Source organism: Anaerococcus octavius (assembly GCF_900445265.1).
In the GTDB taxonomy this organism is placed as follows: Bacteria; Bacillota; Clostridia; order Tissierellales; family Peptoniphilaceae; genus Anaerococcus; species Anaerococcus octavius.
Genome location: NZ_UFTA01000002.1, coordinates 386,478 through 402,905, shown reverse-complemented (window position 1 = coordinate 402,905; position 16,428 = coordinate 386,478). Strand labels below are relative to the sequence as shown.

The window sequence follows — 16,428 nt, the reverse complement described above, 5'->3', positions numbered from 1 at the left end:
CTTGGATGCACTAATGCAAAGTATTAAAAAAAGTTATAGAAATTCAATCGGAAGATTTCTGTCCATATTTTTGCTAATGGCACTTGGTTCTTTTGCCCTAGTTGGATTAAAAATAACTGGTCGAAATATGAGATCAACTTCTCGTGACTATTATGATAAGGCAAATCTTGCTGATATTACAGTAATAGGCAGTATGGGCATAGATGATAAAAACGTAGATGAGATTGATAAAACATCGGGCGTTAACCAAAAGGAATACGGTTATTTAAAAGATGTTACCCTTGAAGGTACTACTGATTCTTTGAGAGTTTTTTCAAAACCTAAAGAAATTTCCCAGTATAAAATAACAAAAGGAACAGATCTAAAAAATGACACTGATATAGTTGTTTCTGACAATTTAAAGAATCAATACAAAATTGGAGATACAATAAAACTAGATGAAAAAGAAGATTTAGATGGAAAATATTCCCTAATAAATCATACTTACCAAATAGTTGGTTTTGCGGATTCGCCAGAATATTCCTCATATTTAAATATGGGAGCATCAACATCTGGAGATGGTAATCTTTATGCACTTGCTTTTGTAAATGAAGATAATTTTGATACAGATTATTATATGATTGCACGTTTAAGATATGAAGATTCTATTAATTTAAATCCTTATTCAAACGAATATAGAAATAATATTAGCAAGCACGAAAAAGAATTAAATGATGCCTTAGATGGAGCTGGTGAACAGAGGCTAAAAACTATAAAAAATGATATTCAAAAAGAAATAGACGACGGACAAGCAAAAATAGATGATGCTAATAAACAGGTAAATGACAATCAAGCAAAACTTGATAATGCCAACAAGCAAATTAAAGATGGCAAAGATGAACTAGCTAATGCAAATAAAAGATTAAAGGATGCCAATCAAAGACTAACAAGCGGCAAAAAAACACTAGATGAAAAATGGAATGAACTTCAATCAGGAAAAGCTCAACTAGCTAATGCAAAAAGTTCTCTAATAGCTGCTGAAAATAAATTAGACAATGCATATAATCAGATTGTTCAAGGAGAAAATGAATTAAATGCAAGCAAAAATCAATTAGCGGCAAAAGAAAAAGAATTAGCATATGGCAAAGCAAAATACCAAGATGCCCTTGAAGAATATGAGGCAAAAAAAGCAGAATTAGATGCTGGTAATGAAAAATTAAAAACTAGTGAAAAAGAATTTGCTAATAAAAATAAAGAAGCAAGTGAACTCTTAAATGCAATTGCTAACCTAGAAGAAAAAATAGCTCAACTTAATGAAGCCATTCCTATAATGAAATCAAATATTGGCGAAAGTGGCGAAGATGCTGACCCAGAACTAATAGAAAACTTAGCAGAAAGTAAAGCTCAATTAGAAGCTTTAAAGCAAAAATTATCAGAACTAAACGCTATCAAAAAAACACAAATTCCAGCTGATACTAAAGAGCAAATGGAATCTGCTCAAAAAGAATTATCAGCAAAAAGAGTAGAATTTGATGCAGCTTATCAAAAACTAGAGGCAGCTAAAGCTACTTTAGATCAAAAACAAGCAGAGATAAATGATGGTCAAACACAAATAAATAGTGTAAAAGCATATATATCCTCAAAAGAAAATGAATTAAATACAGCTAAAAATACCTATGCAGCAGGTAAAAGAGATTATGAAAATGGCTTAGTTAGCTATAATCAAAATTTAAATCTTTACTACCGAGGTCTAGATGAATGGAATGCAGGTTTTAACACTCTTAACAAAAAAGAAAAAGAATACCAAGCTAACCTTGCAAAATATAATCAATCAAGCCAAGAATTAAAGAATAAAAAAGCAGAATACGAAGATAAATTAGCAGAATTTAAGGATAAGAAAAAAGATGCTGACAAAGAAATAAAAGACGGTGAAGAAAAAATTGCCGATGCTAAAGAATTAATGGATTCACTTGAAGAGCCTACTTATACAGTAGCTACTAGAAGAAAATCACCCGGATCTTTGGGATATACAGTTTACCAAGTAGTTTCAGAGGTAGTTGATAAATTATCAAAAATTTTTCCAGTATTTTTATATCTAGTAGCTGCCCTAGTAACCCTTACTACAATGACCAGATTTGTAGATGAGGAAAGAATAAATACAGGAACTCTTGTAGCTTTAGGATATGACGATAAAGATATTACAAAAAAATTCACTAGATATGGACTTTTAGCTGGTGGACTTGGTTCAATATTTGGCATAATTTTAGGACATACCCTATTCCCACTTATGATTTATAATGCCTATGGTCATGCCTTTATTTATCCAAGAATTTACCTAGAATTTTATCCGGTAATTTCAATAGTTGCACTTGCTTTATCTATATTAAGTTCAGTACTTCCAGCATATATAGTTGCAAAAAGACAACTACAAGAAAAGCCAACCGCCCTCTTGCTAGCAAAACCACCTGCAAAAGGATCAGAAATATTACTAGAAAAAATTCCATTTATTTGGGATCACATGAGCTTTACACAGAAAGTAACTGCAAGAAACTTATTTAGATACAAAAAAAGAATGTTAATGACAATCTTTGGTGTAGCTGGTGGTGTAACACTTTTATTTGCAGGATTTAGTTCACAAAAATCAATTGCAGATCTAGAATCGACGCAATTTGATGAACTAATCAACTACGATATGATCGTTTCATACAATCCAAATACAAGTGATAAAAATCAAATAGATATAGATAAATTATTAAAATCCGATAAAATAAATGAATATTCTGGCATATACTTTGAAGACCTAAATAAAGTTGCTGGAGAATACAATGACAAACAAGATATAAGATTAATAGTTCCAAAAGATAATGAGAAATTCAAAGACTTTATAAATCTTCGTAATCGAGAAAGTCAAGAAAAAATAGAAATCCCAAAAGATGGTGCAATTGTTACTGAAAAATTATCAAAACTATTGAATGTCACTCCTGGTGATCAAATCACTGTAAAAGATTCATATGATAATGAAAAAACTGTAAAAGTAGTAGCAATTACAGAAATGTACTCTGGCCACTTTATGATAATGGATAAATCATACTTAGAAAAAACTTTTGGAGATAAATTTAAACCTAACGCTGATTTGATAATACTAAAAGATGGAAATGTAGATAATATCAAAATTATTTCATCAGAGTTTATGAATATAGATTGTGTAAATGCTGTAATTTCAAATACAATGCTTAAAAACCAGCTAAATACAATTGTAGATTCACTTAATAAAATAATGCTTATACTAATAATAGTTGCCACAATGTTAACCATAGTTATCTTGTACAACTTAACAAGTATAAATGTTCAAGAACGTATTAGAGAACTTTCTACAATAAAAGTTCTAGGCTTCTTTGATAATGAAGTAACTTCCTATATTTATAAGGAAACAGTTATTTTAACAATTTTAGGAATACTTGTAGGTTATATACTTGGTGATATACTATTTAGATATATTCTAAGATCAGTACCACCAGCAGAGGTTATGTTTAACCCATCTCTGACTCACATATCATTTACAATTCCTCTAATAATTGTAGGAATAATTACAGTTGTACTTGGTATTTATGTTTATAAGAGACTTAAAAATGTAGATATGCTAGAAGCATTAAAATCAGTAGAATAAAATATTTTAAATATTATTAGTTAAAAACTTACCTTCTTAAGTACATCAAACTTAGGAAGGTAAGTTTATTTTTTCAGCTTTATATAATTTAATTAAATTAATATTTAAAAGTATTCAGCAAGGAAAGTATAGTTTTTACTAAATAAATATTTTAAGTATACAGCATTATATGGAATAATAAAGTTTATTCTATAAAAATTAGCAACAACAACTATTTGCAGATGCTTGACCATCATCACTAGATGAATTATGAAAATTAGAACAACCAGCAAAAGGTCCAAAATGATTATTTCTATCTCCTATTATATCAAAATATTTTTTATACCTTGTTTCTTCTAGCATTGCTGCAGTATTTCCACAAACTGCTTCTGCTTTATTTAGGAAAAATCTATGATGATCATCTAAATCAAAATAAAATTCATTATTTGTAATACCACCATTATATTTTACAAATTGACCATAATCTTCACAAATATCTTCTATTAAATCTGGAATTTTAAAAGCACTAATAGTTTCAGAATAAAAATTAATGTTTCCTAGAAAATTTTCCAATTCTTCATTGTCAATAGAAGATTCTTTACTAGACATATATCTAAAATCTAGCCAACCTATCTTAGCCATCAGCCTTCTAAAGTCTTCTCTATACATTGCTCCTGCAAGACATTCTCCCCTAAGAATTTCATCATTTGAAATACTTTCTGGAACTCTTCTATCTGCGAAAATATCTGAAAAATATAATTCGCCACCACGTTTTAAAACTCTAAAAATTTCTTTAAAAACTTCTTCTTTAAATGGTGATAAATTTATTACACAGTTAGATATAACTACGTCAATTGTTTCATCTTCAATACCTAAGGATTCTAAATCTTCTATATATCCTTTTTTAAACTCTACATTTGATTTTTTATATCCAAATATTTTAGCCATATCTTCTTTATACTTATTGGCAATTTCTAGCTGACTACCTGTCATATATACGCCAATTATTTTTCCATTTTCTCCTACTAGTTTTGATAAAATATAGCAATCAAGACCAGTTCCGCATCCTAGATCAAGAATAGTCATACCTTCAATTGTTCTTGGAATAGGTGAACCACAGCCATAAAAACGACTTATTATTTCATCTGGTATTTCTTTTGTAATCTCTTTTATATAATTTAGCATAGAATCACGTTCACATGAACATATATTTGTTTACATATTTCCTTCATTCTCAGTAGTAATCTTGCTATAATATTCACTAACTTTTTTTCTGATATCTGTCATTTTTTTACCTTTCATAATTTTTTAGAGTAAACTACTCCAATGAACCACCTCATGAGGATCCAGATCCTGCTGTACAACTATAACAATGGTTTACAGTTACAATCTCTCTATCCTCTAAATCATATTTACTAATATCAAATATAGTTTTATTACTAGATTTCACTCCCATTTTTAATGACAAATTAAAATCACAATCATAAATTTTACCATCATAGTCAACTGATAGAGTATTTTTACACATTACATCATTGATTACAACTGGATTATAGGAATTATAAAGTCTTTTCATATACCTATTTAAGTTATTAGACTTATCTAGCCATTTACCAAAATTGCCTATGGGAGAATTAGTAATAACAAATAAATTATTAAATACTATTTTATATTCATCTAATAGTTTAGTCCTGTATACATCTTCTAGTTCTTCTTGAGATTGAGGAATCATAGCTCCAGAAGGATTATAGACTAAGTTTAAATTAAGGTCTGGATTCTTGCCATAGCCTAAACTATTAAGCGTTTTTAGTACTTTAATAGAATCCTCAAAAACTCCAACTCCTCTCATTTTGTCAGTTTTTTCCTTTTCATAAAATGGAAGGCTAGCTATGATATATACCTTATTTTCTTTTAAAAAATTAGGAATATTTTGGTATTTCGGATCATTGTAAATAGTCAGATTAGAACGAATCATCACTTTTTTACCAAACATTGATGCATTAGAAATTAAATATTTACAAACCTGACTCATTTCTGGAGCACCACCTGTGATATCAAGTGTCTTAAAATCATAATTTTTTAATAAATCAATAACTTTATCTGCAACATCCATAGACATATCTTCACTTCTATTTGGATTGCATGAAAGATGACAGTGCTTACAAGATAAATTACACCTTCTAGTAAGATTTACTTGTAAAGTATCAATTTCGTTTTTTGTTTTTATCTTATATCCGACTTTATCATCAAATCTAGGAACTGCTTTGTTTATTTTTTTGAAATAATCCACCTAAAATTCCATTTCATCAATTATATTTTTCATCTGAACACTTGTAGCTAGTGTGATGCCTGCTTGCATTGCACTAGCTACATGAACCGCTTCCATCATTTCTTCTTTGCTAATTCCTAAGTCCAAGCATTTTGTTGTATATGCATCTATACAATATGGGCATTTTTCTGCATGTGCAACAGCTAATGCAATTAGAGCTTTAGTTCTTACAGCTAGTTTGCCTTCTCCCATTATATTTGCATAGTAATTTAAAAAATTATCCCAATTTTCTTTATCCAAATCTCCAAGTTTACCTTCATTAAATTTATCTAAATCGCTACTTTTAAAATATTCTGTCATGATTCCCTTCCTTAAATTTGTATTAATTAGATTTAATAATATATAAATAAATTTTGCAAAATTCAAGACAAATTTCTCTACTATTCTTTATTATATTTATCTATACAAAATACTAGTGTTATATAGAAATTAAGTTATATAGAAATTGAAATATTAATATATTTACAATTTGAAAATCAATAGAAAAAAACCTTAAGGATTTATCCTTAAGGTAAATTTAATAAGCTTAAACGGTACATAGTGATAAAAAAATTATAAACTTCTATTAAGACAAACTTGTTATAACTTTTTTACCTGTTGCAGAATAAGTAGGACTTTTATTTATTCCAATAATTCCTACTATAATATAATCATTATCTTTGTACTCTTTTAAAAAACTATAAGCTTTCTTTGCCAATATACATCACTGTTCTCCAGAATTATCAATTGCATCTTAATCATCGTATGTCAACAATTTAATAAAACAACTTGCTCTTGTCTCTTATTCATTAGAGTGAACTCCTTTTATTTTTGGTAAAGCCTTTACCATAATAAGAGAAGCTTATGTTTTATTAAATTAAGATCGTAAATCCGAGACAAAAATATTTTATAAATCAACTAAACTAATATTTTCATTTATAAAATCTTCATCAAATATATTGATATAAGTACCAAAGTACTCATCTATGCCTGCATCTTTGGTAGTTGCCATCAGTTCCATTTCTATACCAAAATAATTTACGCTTTCTTCTAGTACTTTAAAATCATTTTTTATATAAAAAGCTTTTCTTCTATTTCTTATAGCAAAATCATCAGCATCCTTAAATTTTGTACTTTCTATTTCTATTATTAAATCATCATATTTTTCTTTTAATAATCTTAAAGCTTTGCTTCCAAAACCTTCTCCCCTGCATGCTGGATCTATTGCAAGATATGAAAGTAGATGAATATTGTCATTTAAATAAATAACAGCCATACCTATATTTTTACTATCTTTATTTAGTAATAAAATATCTATTAAATTTTGGTCATAAAATCCATATAAAATTTCTGCATCTATCCTCTCATATTCAGGAAATGATAGTTGGTATAGATTTTTAAAATATTTTTTATCTTCTTGACTTTTTACTTCTTTTAATTTCACTTTTTACCTAACCTAAAATTTATAAGAATCTATAAATTCTAAATCATCATCTGTCAATGAATACTTACTTTGGTCTGTAATTACTTCTGGACCATCTTCGTGAATTATAAGTTGGTGTTCATATTGGCAAACATTTGATCCATCTTTGGTTCGTGCAACCCAACCATTATCATCTAATTGCATTGGCCAGTTTCCACTTGCTATCATAGGTTCAATAGTAAATACCATGCCTGCTTGGATACGTGGACCGTGATGAGCTTTTCCATAATGTGGAACTTGTGGATCTTCGTGCATTTCTTTGCCTATACCATGACCTATAAAATCACGGATAACTGAAAAATCATTTTCTACTTCTGCGTATTCTTGGATAGCATGACCTATATCACCTATTCTATTACCGACTTTAGCTTCTTTAATAGAACGAGTTAAGGATTCTAGTGTGACATCCATTAGCTTTTGATCACGATCTGATAATCCGCCTATAGCATATGACCAGCAAGAATCAGCTAGTCCCCCATTATAATCAATTACATTATCAATAGAAACTATATCGCCTTCTTTTAAGACATAGTCTGATGGGAATCCATGGCAGATTTCATCATTTACTGATATACAAAGTGTATAGGGAAATCCACCATATCCTAATTGTGCTGGCACTGCGTTTTTGTGGTCTACTATAAATTTATTTGCAAAGTCATCAAGTTGTTTTGTAGTAATCCCTTCTTTGATAACTTTTTGGATAGCAAGATGAGTTTGACAAAGTATTTCTGCTGCATCTCTCATCTTTTCAAAATCATTTTCTGTGTATAATCTGATCATATTGTCCTTTCAATTAAAATAAAGCGACTAAAAGCCGCCCTATCTTACATTTTCTTTGTTGCTATATAAGTGTATTTGTCAGATGAAATTTCTGGATTGACATCCCATCCACTTGTCATGGCAAGGGATTTTCCTAATTCATCTATATAATACATTATTATACCTGCATCTATTAAGTTTACATCACCTTTAAAGTCTTCTATATATAAATTGATCTTATCATCTACAATTACAAATCTCCAAGGTTGTTCATTGTGTGTTGATGGAGCAAATTTGGCATAGTCAAATATATCATTTAGACCTCTTTGTTCTAGATCTTCATCTGTTGCTTGTGTATCAAAATCACCTAGGAAAACTAAGTCCTCTGTTGCAAGTCTATTATCAAATCTTTGTTGGTGAACTTCTTCATCTAGTGGATAACCGAAAGCTAGAAGTAAATTTACATCTCCATCTGTAAAGTTAAATGCTGATTGTTTTACAGTTGTTTCTACATCAGCAACTGTAATCCAGCATGAACCTAATCCTAGATCGTTTAATTTTGTAATTATTTCTTCCATACCATAAGCACCTTTTACAAGAGAGCTCGGATTGTTATTTAATGAATTTAAAGCTATATATGCTGGAGCTTTTATCATAATTCCACGATAGCCAGCTACACCTTCTAAGGCATTGTATACAGAATCTCCATCAGTATTTACTAAAAAGGATAAATCTTCTTTACCTAATTTTTCTGCCTCAGCATCCACTATTTCATAAATTTTTCTTTGAGTATCATCATCCAATTGTTTTTCTTTGTAGTCTCTAGTTGATGTTCTAGATTTTAAAAAATTTGTTGTAAGCATTGTTACCCCCATTTATGTATTCTAATACAATTTTACCATATTTTTATAAATTTTTATATGGTATGATACTTATATGCAATTAACAGAAAAACAAAAACAAGCTGCTAACCACAAAAACGGTCCTTGCCTAGTACTAGCTGTTCCAGGTGCTGGCAAAACAACTATGCTTTTAGAACGTATAAAGATGTTAGAAAATCAAATAGATCCATCACATATATTATCACTTACTTTTAGTAAAACTCAGGCTTTAGATATGAAAAATAGATTTGAGAGTGAAGGTGATATAAAATCCAATTTTATGACTATCCACGCCTTTTGCTATTTAATTATTAGAAACTATTATAAAAAAACGCATAGAAAATTAAAGATTTTAGAAAGTGATAATGAATATAACAAATATAATTTAATCCAACAAATATATTATGATATAAACGGCAAAGTAATGTCATCAGAAGACCTTAAGAACTTTTTTATAGAAATCGGCTACATGAAAAACTCTATGGCTGATATATCATATTTAAAAAAATCTCAAGTCAAAAATATAGAAAAAATATATAAAGCTTACGAAGATTTTAAAAAGCAAAAATCTTATATAGATTTTGATGATATGCAAATAATAGCTCTCATAATTTTAAACCAAAATTATAAGTTACTAAGACTAGTTAAAAACAAATACAAATATATCCAGCTAGATGAAGGCCAAGATACTTCACTCTTGCAGTTTAAAATTATAGAGAAAATAGTTCATCCCGAAAATAATCTGATGGTAGTTGCAGATGATGATCAATCTATATATTCTTTTAGAGCAGCAGAACCAGACTATCTTTTAAATTTTAAAAGCATATATCCAAATGCAAAATTAATAACTATGGATGAAAATCATAGATCCCAAGCAAATATAGTAAAAGCTGCAAATAATTTTATTATTCAAAACCAAAAAAGATATACTAAAAATTTGTTTACCAGCAAAAATGCTACTAGTAAAGTTTATAAAAAATATGCCAAAGATAGCAAAGATAGTTTTTCCTATATCTTAAAAAATATAGATCCAAATAAAACCAATGCCATTGTTTTTAGAAATAATATTTCAGCTTTGAATCTAATTAGCTTTCTAATGGAAAAAGACATTGCTTTTACTATAAATAATCCAAGCATAGATTTTTTTGATTCTAAAATATTAAGCGATATGGTAAATATCATTAATTTTTCTAAAGATTTTTATAATGTAGAACTTTTTAGTGAAATATATTATATGGTAAACACCTATTTATCTAAAGAAGAAATAGAAAAACTTGATTTAAAGGCGATAAATTATACAGTTTTTGATTATCTTCACGAATATATAAGTGACGAAAAAGCCTACGGTCTATTAAGAAAAGAAAAAGAATTTAAAAATCTTAGAACTATGAATTTAGATAAGCAAATATCCTACATTTACAATAAAATGGGTTACAGAGACTACATAAAAATGTTTTCTAACAAATACTACGAAGTTGTCATAAATAAAGATTTGTATGTAGAAAGTATGATAAATTTTACTAAAGACCTAAAAGATTTAAATGAATTTTATAAAAAAATCGAAGAATTTGAAAGAATATTAAATAAAAATAACGAATCAAATATAATACTATCTACAATTCATAAATCAAAGGGACTTGAATACGACAATGTTTTTATAATAGATTTAGTAAAAGGTGAATTCCCACTTATATATGACTATAAAAATAGAGAAAATCGCCTTGAAGAAGAACGCAGGATGTTTTATGTAGCAATGACTAGGGCACGTGATAATCTTCATTTAATTACTTTAAAATATCGTAATAGTCATAAGGTTGAACCATCTGATTTCTACACTTATGTTTAAAACTAACATTTTGGGTATATACAAAATAACGGCGAAACTTAGAGTTTTAAAGGAGAATTAATTATATGAAAAAAGTAGCAGTTTTAGTTGAAAATAAATTTGAAGAACCAGAACTAATTTATCCATATTGGAGACTTAAAGAAGATTATGAAGTAGTACTTGTAGGTACACAAGCTGATACAGAATATGTAGGAAAAGCTGGTGGATACAAAATGAAATCTGATATTTCAAGTTCAGATGCAAAAGCAAGTGACTTTGATGCAGTATATATCCCAGGTGGATATTCACCAGATGCTATGAGACAATCAGAAGCAACAGTTAACTTTGTAAAAGAAATGCATGAAGCTGGCAAAATAATTGGAGCTATCTGCCACGCACCATGGGTTTTAGCAGAAGCTGATATCCTAGATGGAGTAAAAGCAACATCAGTAAGCACAATTAGTACAGACATTAAAAATGCTGGTGCAAATTGGGTTGATGAAGAAACTGTAGTAGATGGAAACATCATTACTGCAAGAACACCAGACGATTTGCCGGCTCATATTAAAAAATTTGTTGAAGAGCTTGGAAAATAAGTAGATGTTTTTAGCTGATGAGAAATCATCAGCTTTTTTTTATCTAGATTTTCATGATATAATAATATTATGAAAAGAAATTATAATTTAGATAAGTGGCGTGGACTAACAATCATATCCATGGTACTTTTTCATTTAATGTATAATATAAACTATTATTGGCATATAGCTTGGTATGATGACACCCTTTTAAATAAAATTTGGCAATTATCAATTGCTTGCTCATTTTTTATTATTTCAGGTATTACATCAAATTTTCTTAGTGCTGATAAAAATATAAAACGTGGAATAAAAACATCTTTAATTGCTTTTGCAATTACTCTTGCTACCTATATAGCTGCACCAGATCAATTTATCCTCTGGGGAGTATTAAATGGCCTTGGTGCTTCTATGATTATTACTGGACTTATACAAAAATTTACAAATATTTTACCAAAATGCTCACTCATCTTTTTAATATTATTTGTAATAACCTACAAGATTCCAAGAGGAGTCCTTTACACAAATAGTTTTTTTAAAAGTATGTATGAATTAAACTTTTTTTACCTAGGATTTCCATCTGCTGATTTTCACTCTAGTGATTATTTTCCAATAATACCATGGATTTTTATCTATCTATTTGGATTTATCTGGGGAAAAGATTTAAAAAATAAGAATTTTTACGGAAAATATGGTAGAGAAAATATTCTATCAAAAATAGGCAAATATGCTATGCCAATTTACCTTGCCCACCAAATAATTTTATATCCTTTAGTTACTCTTATCTACAATTTAGCAAAATAAGAGACTGTTGCAGAATAAATAAGCCGTCCCAAAATCATTAGATGAACCTCCACGGAAATTTTGCCTCCACGAGTCGGAAGGATATGTAAAAAATTTCCTAAGATAACCTTCTAATGGTTAGGACGATAATTATTCATAGTTTTGCAACAGCCCCTTTTATTTTACATTTATAGTATATTCTTCATTAATAACTGGATTTATATTTAAAATTTCTTTTACAACCTTTACAGTTTGTTCTTCAGCTTCATCTAATAAGCCCTTATCAATCACTTCTTTTTCTACTTTAGCTTCTTCTTCTTTCCTAAAATTTGAATAGTCTTTCATTTCCAATGGATTAAATATAGAATTTTTTTCATCATATACCATTACGCTATCTTCGTCTATTTCATGACTTAAAATTTTTGTTTCTGGTAATGTAATATTTATTGTCTTTGCATTTTCATTTACTTTTACTTTAGCCTCGTCTAAATCAACACCTGCGTGGATTTCTCCCTCATAAGTATATAAAAAGCTTTTTTTAGTAAATGGTATAGTCAATCCCTGAAATTGTTGGCTATTTTCAAATGAAGCTATATTTTTATAATGATATTTTAAAGTAGTGAGTTCCTTGGCTTCTTTTAAAGCTGACTCTACTGTTTCTGATGTAATTGTAGTTTCTTCCTTGACATCAAATATACTTTTTGCATAAAAGAAGGCAGCTGTAATCAGTCCAGCAACAATAATTGCACTGATCAAGCCTTGCCAAAATCTATTTTTATTTTTACTCATATTAATTCCTTTTTTCATTTTCTATTTTTATTATACTAATTATTTAAATAAAATAAAGTTTAAATTTAATAAAATTAATATTAGATAATATTAATACCATCACTTATTAAAACTATATACTTTTTTTAAAATGGAATAATCTGATTTTTAAATCTTATAAATAAATGAAATTACAATAAAATAAAAAAACTAAGTTTATTAAAACTTAGCCTTGGCATAGTATATAGGTTTCTTACGCTCTCTCCATTTTCTTTCATATTCGGTAACTATGGATTTCTCTTCTGGCAAATTATAATTTGACTCTAAAATCTCCAAACCAAAATCTTCATAATATTTTAAAGAATCTTTAAAAAAATCTAAATCATCTGTTTTTTGCTCTATTATTCCTTCATTTTTGATTATTTTTTGGTATCTTTCTAGAAATCTTGGATGGCTTAATCGTCTTTTATGGTGTTTAGTTTTTGGCCATGGTGTTGAAAAATTTATATAAATATGGTCTATTTCATCTTCACCAAAGGCTTCTGTAAGCTCTTCACCATAATCTATTAAACCTATTACATTTTTCAATTCTTCTTCTTTTATCTTTCTACTAGCTATTACAAAAGCATTTGTGTTCATTTCTAAAGCTATAAAATTTATATCTGGATGGGACTTAGCTTTTTCAATAATAAAATCACCCTTGCCTGCTCCTATTTCTAAGTGGATTGGGTTATCATTATCAAAAACTTCTTGCCATTTTCCCTTCATATCTCTAGGATAAAAAAATATCCTATCGTTTTCTTTCATCTCCGGTATAGCATTTGGTTTATATCTTAATCTCATAAGCTCCTCACAAAAAAGGCAAGCCTAGCTCTTTTAAGCTACTTGCCTGTAGTGTAAGTTATTTTACTTTTCTTTGTATTTTTATCAATTATATAACCTATTATAAATCCAAGAATAGCCGGCAATACCCAACCAAAACCCAGGCTAAATCCTGGCAAAAATTTATTTGGGACTAGCAAAATATTTTCAACTATATGACTTTTTGATATACTTTCTGGTAAGTTTACCAATAAATCAAAAAATGCTGCTGCTGCTGTAAAAGCTAGAGTCCACTTATATATTTTTTCTCTCTTTCCAGTTTTTATTGAAAACATTGATAAAAATATAAGAGCAATAGAAAGTGGATATAAAAACATCAATACCGGAATTGATAAAGATATAATCCTGCTAAGTCCTAGATTTGCAATTAAAAAGGACACTATAGAAAATATTATGCAATATTTTTTATAACTTATATTAAGTGAAAGCATAGTGCTAAACATTTCAGAACAAGCAGATATAAGTCCTATAGCAGTTTTTAAACAAGCAATAAACACTATTAAGCTTAATAAAATGTGACCAACAGAACCTAAATAATGACTGGCAATTTTTGCTAGAATTATAGCTCCATTTTCTCCCCCATCCATAATATGGGCAGAAGTTGAGCCTAAAAATGCAAGAGATGAGTAGACTATTCCCATACATAACAGACACACTAAACCTGCTTTTAGTGTTTCTTTTCCTATATCCGCAGGATCTTTTACTCCTAAATTCTTAATAGATGATATTATCAATACTGCAAATGCTAATGAAGCTGGTGCATCCAAGGTATTATAACCATCTATAATACCTACAGTAAAAGGGCTAGACTGATATTTTTCGATTGGACTAACACTAGCGGCTTTTCCCATTGGCTTTACAAGCCCCATAATACCAATAAATGCTAGCAATATTAAAAATATAGGTGTCATATATTTTCCTATAGTATCTATCAAATTGCCTTCTTTTATAGCAAAATAAAAGGCCAATAAGAAAAATACTAGGGAAAATACTAGTAAAAATAAAGTATCATTTGCTTTTACAAATTCCTTTAAGCCAACTTCATAAGAAACAGTAGCAGTACGAGGTATAGCAAAACCAGGTCCTATAGTCAAATATAATAATATAGTGAAAAAATATGCAAAAGAATCTCCAGCTGGTTTTGCAGAATCAAAAAGCGAATCACTATCACTTAATCCTGTTGCAACAATACCTAGTATCGGTAATCCTATAGCAGAAATCAAAAATCCTATTGTAACAGGTGTGAGATTTACACCAGCTCTTTGTCCTAGTTCTAAGGGGAATATTAGATTGCCTGCTCCAAAAAACAGGCCAAATAAAAGTGACCCCACTAGTAAAACTTCCTTAAAATTTAACTTTTTTCTCATAACTTATCCTTCCTTTATTTGAATAATTATATCAAAAAAAGTAAATTTTTACAAAAAGTTTTTCTGATTATATTTTATTTACCCTAAATATATTTTTTCTTCTATTAACTTGCCTATTTTTCTAAAACCATTTACTTCTATATCTGTAAAGTTATTCTTGCTAGGACTATCCAAGTCAAGTACTCCATAAACTTTATCTTCATAAAAAAGCGGAATAACTAATTCGCTTTCTGAGGCATTATCACAAGCTATATGGTCCGCAAATTCATGAACATCATCTACTTTTGTAATTTTTGCTTCTCTAAAAGCTTTCGCACAAACGCCCTTATCTAAGCTTAGCCTAGTACAAGCTGGCAATCCTTGAAAAGGACCTAGGACTAATTCGTTTTCTTTTAGAAAATAAAAGCCTGCCCAATTTAAATTAGCAATAGTTGCCATAATAAAACTAGAAATATTACTCATCAAGGCAAGGCTATCATCTTCATCACCTAGCTGAATTTTTATATAATTGATAAGCTCATCCATACGTTCTTGGTCATTTAGTTTATCTATTCCCCTAAGTTCAAAGGACATTTATTCCCTCTTTCCTTTATTTAAAATTTTGATTATCTCTTTATTTTCTTTTATTGTTTCACCAATTAAATCATCTAAATAATTATTAAAGGCATCTTGGCCATAAGCATCTACTAAATATGTCTTCAAGTCATGAATAAGTTCATAATTATTTATTCCATTTGGATTATCAACTACTTTTACATCATAACTTATAGCCATATTGTCCGAACTTTCTCCAGTATCTCTGATTTTTGTATTTATAATTTCATATTCAGCTCGCTTATATCTTATTCTTATTGGATTGCCATCTTGTTGCAAGTATATTTTGAGATTATCATTTATTTTTAGTTCTCTATCAGCTGAATAGGTATTAATAAGACCTATGATTTTTTCACTAGTTTTTTCATTAAAGAAAAAGTCATTTAGATCATCCTTATCTGACTTTATTAAACCGGAAAGCTCATTTGTAGTGTTTTCCAAAGATTTTATATTTTCAGAAACTATCTCATTTTGATTTTTTTCCTTAGATCTTAAAGGAAATATTTCTACAAGATAATAAGCCACTAGCAAAATTATTAGGTAGACAATATATTTTTTAGTCTTTTTTTCCACTTGGT

At 28.8% G+C, this 16,428-nt stretch carries 16 protein-coding genes; 4 read left to right on the top strand and 12 right to left on the bottom strand.

All coding sequences use genetic code 11. The annotated features are described in order from the left end of the window. The first annotated feature begins 13 nt into the window (after window positions 1-13). On the top strand, window positions 14-3,646 hold the full coding sequence (locus DY249_RS02040) for an ABC transporter permease (RefSeq protein WP_245943484.1): 3,633 nt from the start codon (window positions 14-16) through the stop codon (window positions 3,644-3,646). A gap of 198 nt (window positions 3,647-3,844) precedes the next feature. Here the strand turns inward: DY249_RS02040 and DY249_RS02035 are convergent, their stop codons facing one another. From DY249_RS02035 to DY249_RS02010, 7 genes are all read right to left on the bottom strand, one after another. Beyond that, window positions 3,845-4,810, bottom strand: coding sequence for a methyltransferase domain-containing protein (locus DY249_RS02035; protein WP_245943483.1), 966 nt, complete (start codon window positions 4,808-4,810; stop codon window positions 3,845-3,847). Window positions 4,811-4,961: 151 nt separating this feature from the next. Continuing rightward, window positions 4,962-5,915: an arsenosugar biosynthesis radical SAM (seleno)protein ArsS gene (gene arsS / locus DY249_RS02030; protein WP_115595011.1), complete on the bottom strand. Its 954-nt coding sequence runs from the start codon at window positions 5,913-5,915 to the stop codon at window positions 4,962-4,964. Next, window positions 5,916-6,254 (bottom strand): arsenosugar biosynthesis-associated peroxidase-like protein, encoded by a 339-nt coding sequence (locus DY249_RS02025; RefSeq protein WP_115595010.1) that lies wholly within the window; start codon window positions 6,252-6,254, stop codon window positions 5,916-5,918. It abuts the gene before it with no gap. 265 nt (window positions 6,255-6,519) lie between these two features. Next, window positions 6,520-6,651, bottom strand: coding sequence for a hypothetical protein (locus DY249_RS09400; RefSeq protein WP_273358629.1), 132 nt, complete (start codon window positions 6,649-6,651; stop codon window positions 6,520-6,522). 189 nt (window positions 6,652-6,840) lie between these two features. Beyond that, window positions 6,841-7,377: a GNAT family N-acetyltransferase gene (locus DY249_RS02020; protein WP_115595009.1), complete on the bottom strand. Its 537-nt coding sequence runs from the start codon at window positions 7,375-7,377 to the stop codon at window positions 6,841-6,843. Window positions 7,378-7,389: 12 nt separating this feature from the next. After that, entirely contained in the window at window positions 7,390-8,196 is an 807-nt protein-coding gene (gene map / locus DY249_RS02015; protein ID WP_101539880.1) for a type I methionyl aminopeptidase, read from the bottom strand. A 44-nt stretch (window positions 8,197-8,240) separates the two neighbouring features. Next, window positions 8,241-9,038 carry a nitroreductase family protein gene (locus DY249_RS02010; protein WP_245943482.1) on the bottom strand — a complete coding sequence of 266 codons (798 nt, stop codon included), beginning with the start codon at window positions 9,036-9,038 and terminating at the stop codon, window positions 8,241-8,243. Window positions 9,039-9,111: 73 nt separating this feature from the next. Between DY249_RS02010 and DY249_RS02005 the strand changes: the two genes are divergently transcribed. The 3 genes from DY249_RS02005 to DY249_RS01995 all read left to right on the top strand — a co-directional run bounded on the left by DY249_RS02005 (window position 9,112) and on the right by DY249_RS01995 (window position 12,260). Continuing rightward, window positions 9,112-10,902: an ATP-dependent helicase gene (locus DY249_RS02005; RefSeq protein ID WP_115595008.1), complete on the top strand. Its 1,791-nt coding sequence runs from the start codon at window positions 9,112-9,114 to the stop codon at window positions 10,900-10,902. Window positions 10,903-10,967: 65 nt separating this feature from the next. Next, window positions 10,968-11,477, top strand: a complete 510-nt coding sequence (locus tag DY249_RS02000; RefSeq protein ID WP_101539877.1) for a type 1 glutamine amidotransferase domain-containing protein — start codon at window positions 10,968-10,970, stop codon at window positions 11,475-11,477. Window positions 11,478-11,546: 69 nt separating this feature from the next. Then, complete coding sequence (locus DY249_RS01995) at window positions 11,547-12,260, top strand: heparan-alpha-glucosaminide N-acetyltransferase domain-containing protein (protein ID WP_115595007.1); 714 nt, start codon at window positions 11,547-11,549, stop codon at window positions 12,258-12,260. Between the two features lie 156 nt (window positions 12,261-12,416). Here the strand turns inward: DY249_RS01995 and DY249_RS01990 are convergent, their stop codons facing one another. The 5 genes from DY249_RS01990 to DY249_RS01970 form a co-directional block, all read right to left on the bottom strand. Continuing rightward, window positions 12,417-13,028 carry a DUF4230 domain-containing protein gene (locus DY249_RS01990; RefSeq protein WP_115595006.1) on the bottom strand — a complete coding sequence of 204 codons (612 nt, stop codon included), beginning with the start codon at window positions 13,026-13,028 and terminating at the stop codon, window positions 12,417-12,419. Window positions 13,029-13,226: 198 nt separating this feature from the next. Continuing rightward, window positions 13,227-13,850: a tRNA (guanosine(46)-N7)-methyltransferase TrmB gene (gene trmB / locus DY249_RS01985; protein WP_101539874.1), complete on the bottom strand. Its 624-nt coding sequence runs from the start codon at window positions 13,848-13,850 to the stop codon at window positions 13,227-13,229. 38 nt (window positions 13,851-13,888) lie between these two features. Continuing rightward, window positions 13,889-15,256 (bottom strand): branched-chain amino acid transport system II carrier protein, encoded by a 1,368-nt coding sequence (gene brnQ / locus DY249_RS01980; RefSeq protein ID WP_115595005.1) that lies wholly within the window; start codon window positions 15,254-15,256, stop codon window positions 13,889-13,891. Between the two features lie 78 nt (window positions 15,257-15,334). Continuing rightward, window positions 15,335-15,829, bottom strand: coding sequence for a GAF domain-containing protein (locus tag DY249_RS01975; RefSeq protein ID WP_115595004.1), 495 nt, complete (start codon window positions 15,827-15,829; stop codon window positions 15,335-15,337). Continuing rightward, window positions 15,830-16,423 (bottom strand): hypothetical protein, encoded by a 594-nt coding sequence (locus DY249_RS01970; RefSeq protein WP_147291899.1) that lies wholly within the window; start codon window positions 16,421-16,423, stop codon window positions 15,830-15,832. Between the last annotated feature and the right edge of the window lie 5 nt (window positions 16,424-16,428).

Excerpts from the sequence above, each read along its gene's own strand:
- DY249_RS01990 (WP_115595006.1), bottom strand. The coding sequence starts at position 13,028 with ATGAGTAAAAATAAAAATAGATTTTGGCAAGGCTTGATCAGTGCAATT.
- DY249_RS02010 (WP_245943482.1), bottom strand. The coding sequence starts at position 9,038 with ATGCTTACAACAAATTTTTTAAAATCTAGAACATCAACTAGAGACTAC.
- trmB (WP_101539874.1), bottom strand. The coding sequence starts at position 13,850 with ATGAGATTAAGATATAAACCAAATGCTATACCGGAGATGAAAGAAAAC.
- DY249_RS01995 (WP_115595007.1), top strand. The coding sequence starts at position 11,547 with ATGAAAAGAAATTATAATTTAGATAAGTGGCGTGGACTAACAATCATA.
- map (WP_101539880.1), bottom strand. The coding sequence starts at position 8,196 with ATGATCAGATTATACACAGAAAATGATTTTGAAAAGATGAGAGATGCA.
- DY249_RS02025 (WP_115595010.1), bottom strand. The coding sequence starts at position 6,254 with ATGACAGAATATTTTAAAAGTAGCGATTTAGATAAATTTAATGAAGGT.
- DY249_RS02035 (WP_245943483.1), bottom strand. The coding sequence starts at position 4,810 with ATGCTAAATTATATAAAAGAGATTACAAAAGAAATACCAGATGAAATA.
- DY249_RS02000 (WP_101539877.1), top strand. The coding sequence starts at position 10,968 with ATGAAAAAAGTAGCAGTTTTAGTTGAAAATAAATTTGAAGAACCAGAA.
- brnQ (WP_115595005.1), bottom strand. The coding sequence starts at position 15,256 with ATGAGAAAAAAGTTAAATTTTAAGGAAGTTTTACTAGTGGGGTCACTT.
- DY249_RS01975 (WP_115595004.1), bottom strand. The coding sequence starts at position 15,829 with ATGTCCTTTGAACTTAGGGGAATAGATAAACTAAATGACCAAGAACGT.
- DY249_RS02005 (WP_115595008.1), top strand. The coding sequence starts at position 9,112 with ATGCAATTAACAGAAAAACAAAAACAAGCTGCTAACCACAAAAACGGT.
- DY249_RS02040 (WP_245943484.1), top strand. The coding sequence starts at position 14 with ATGCAAAGTATTAAAAAAAGTTATAGAAATTCAATCGGAAGATTTCTG.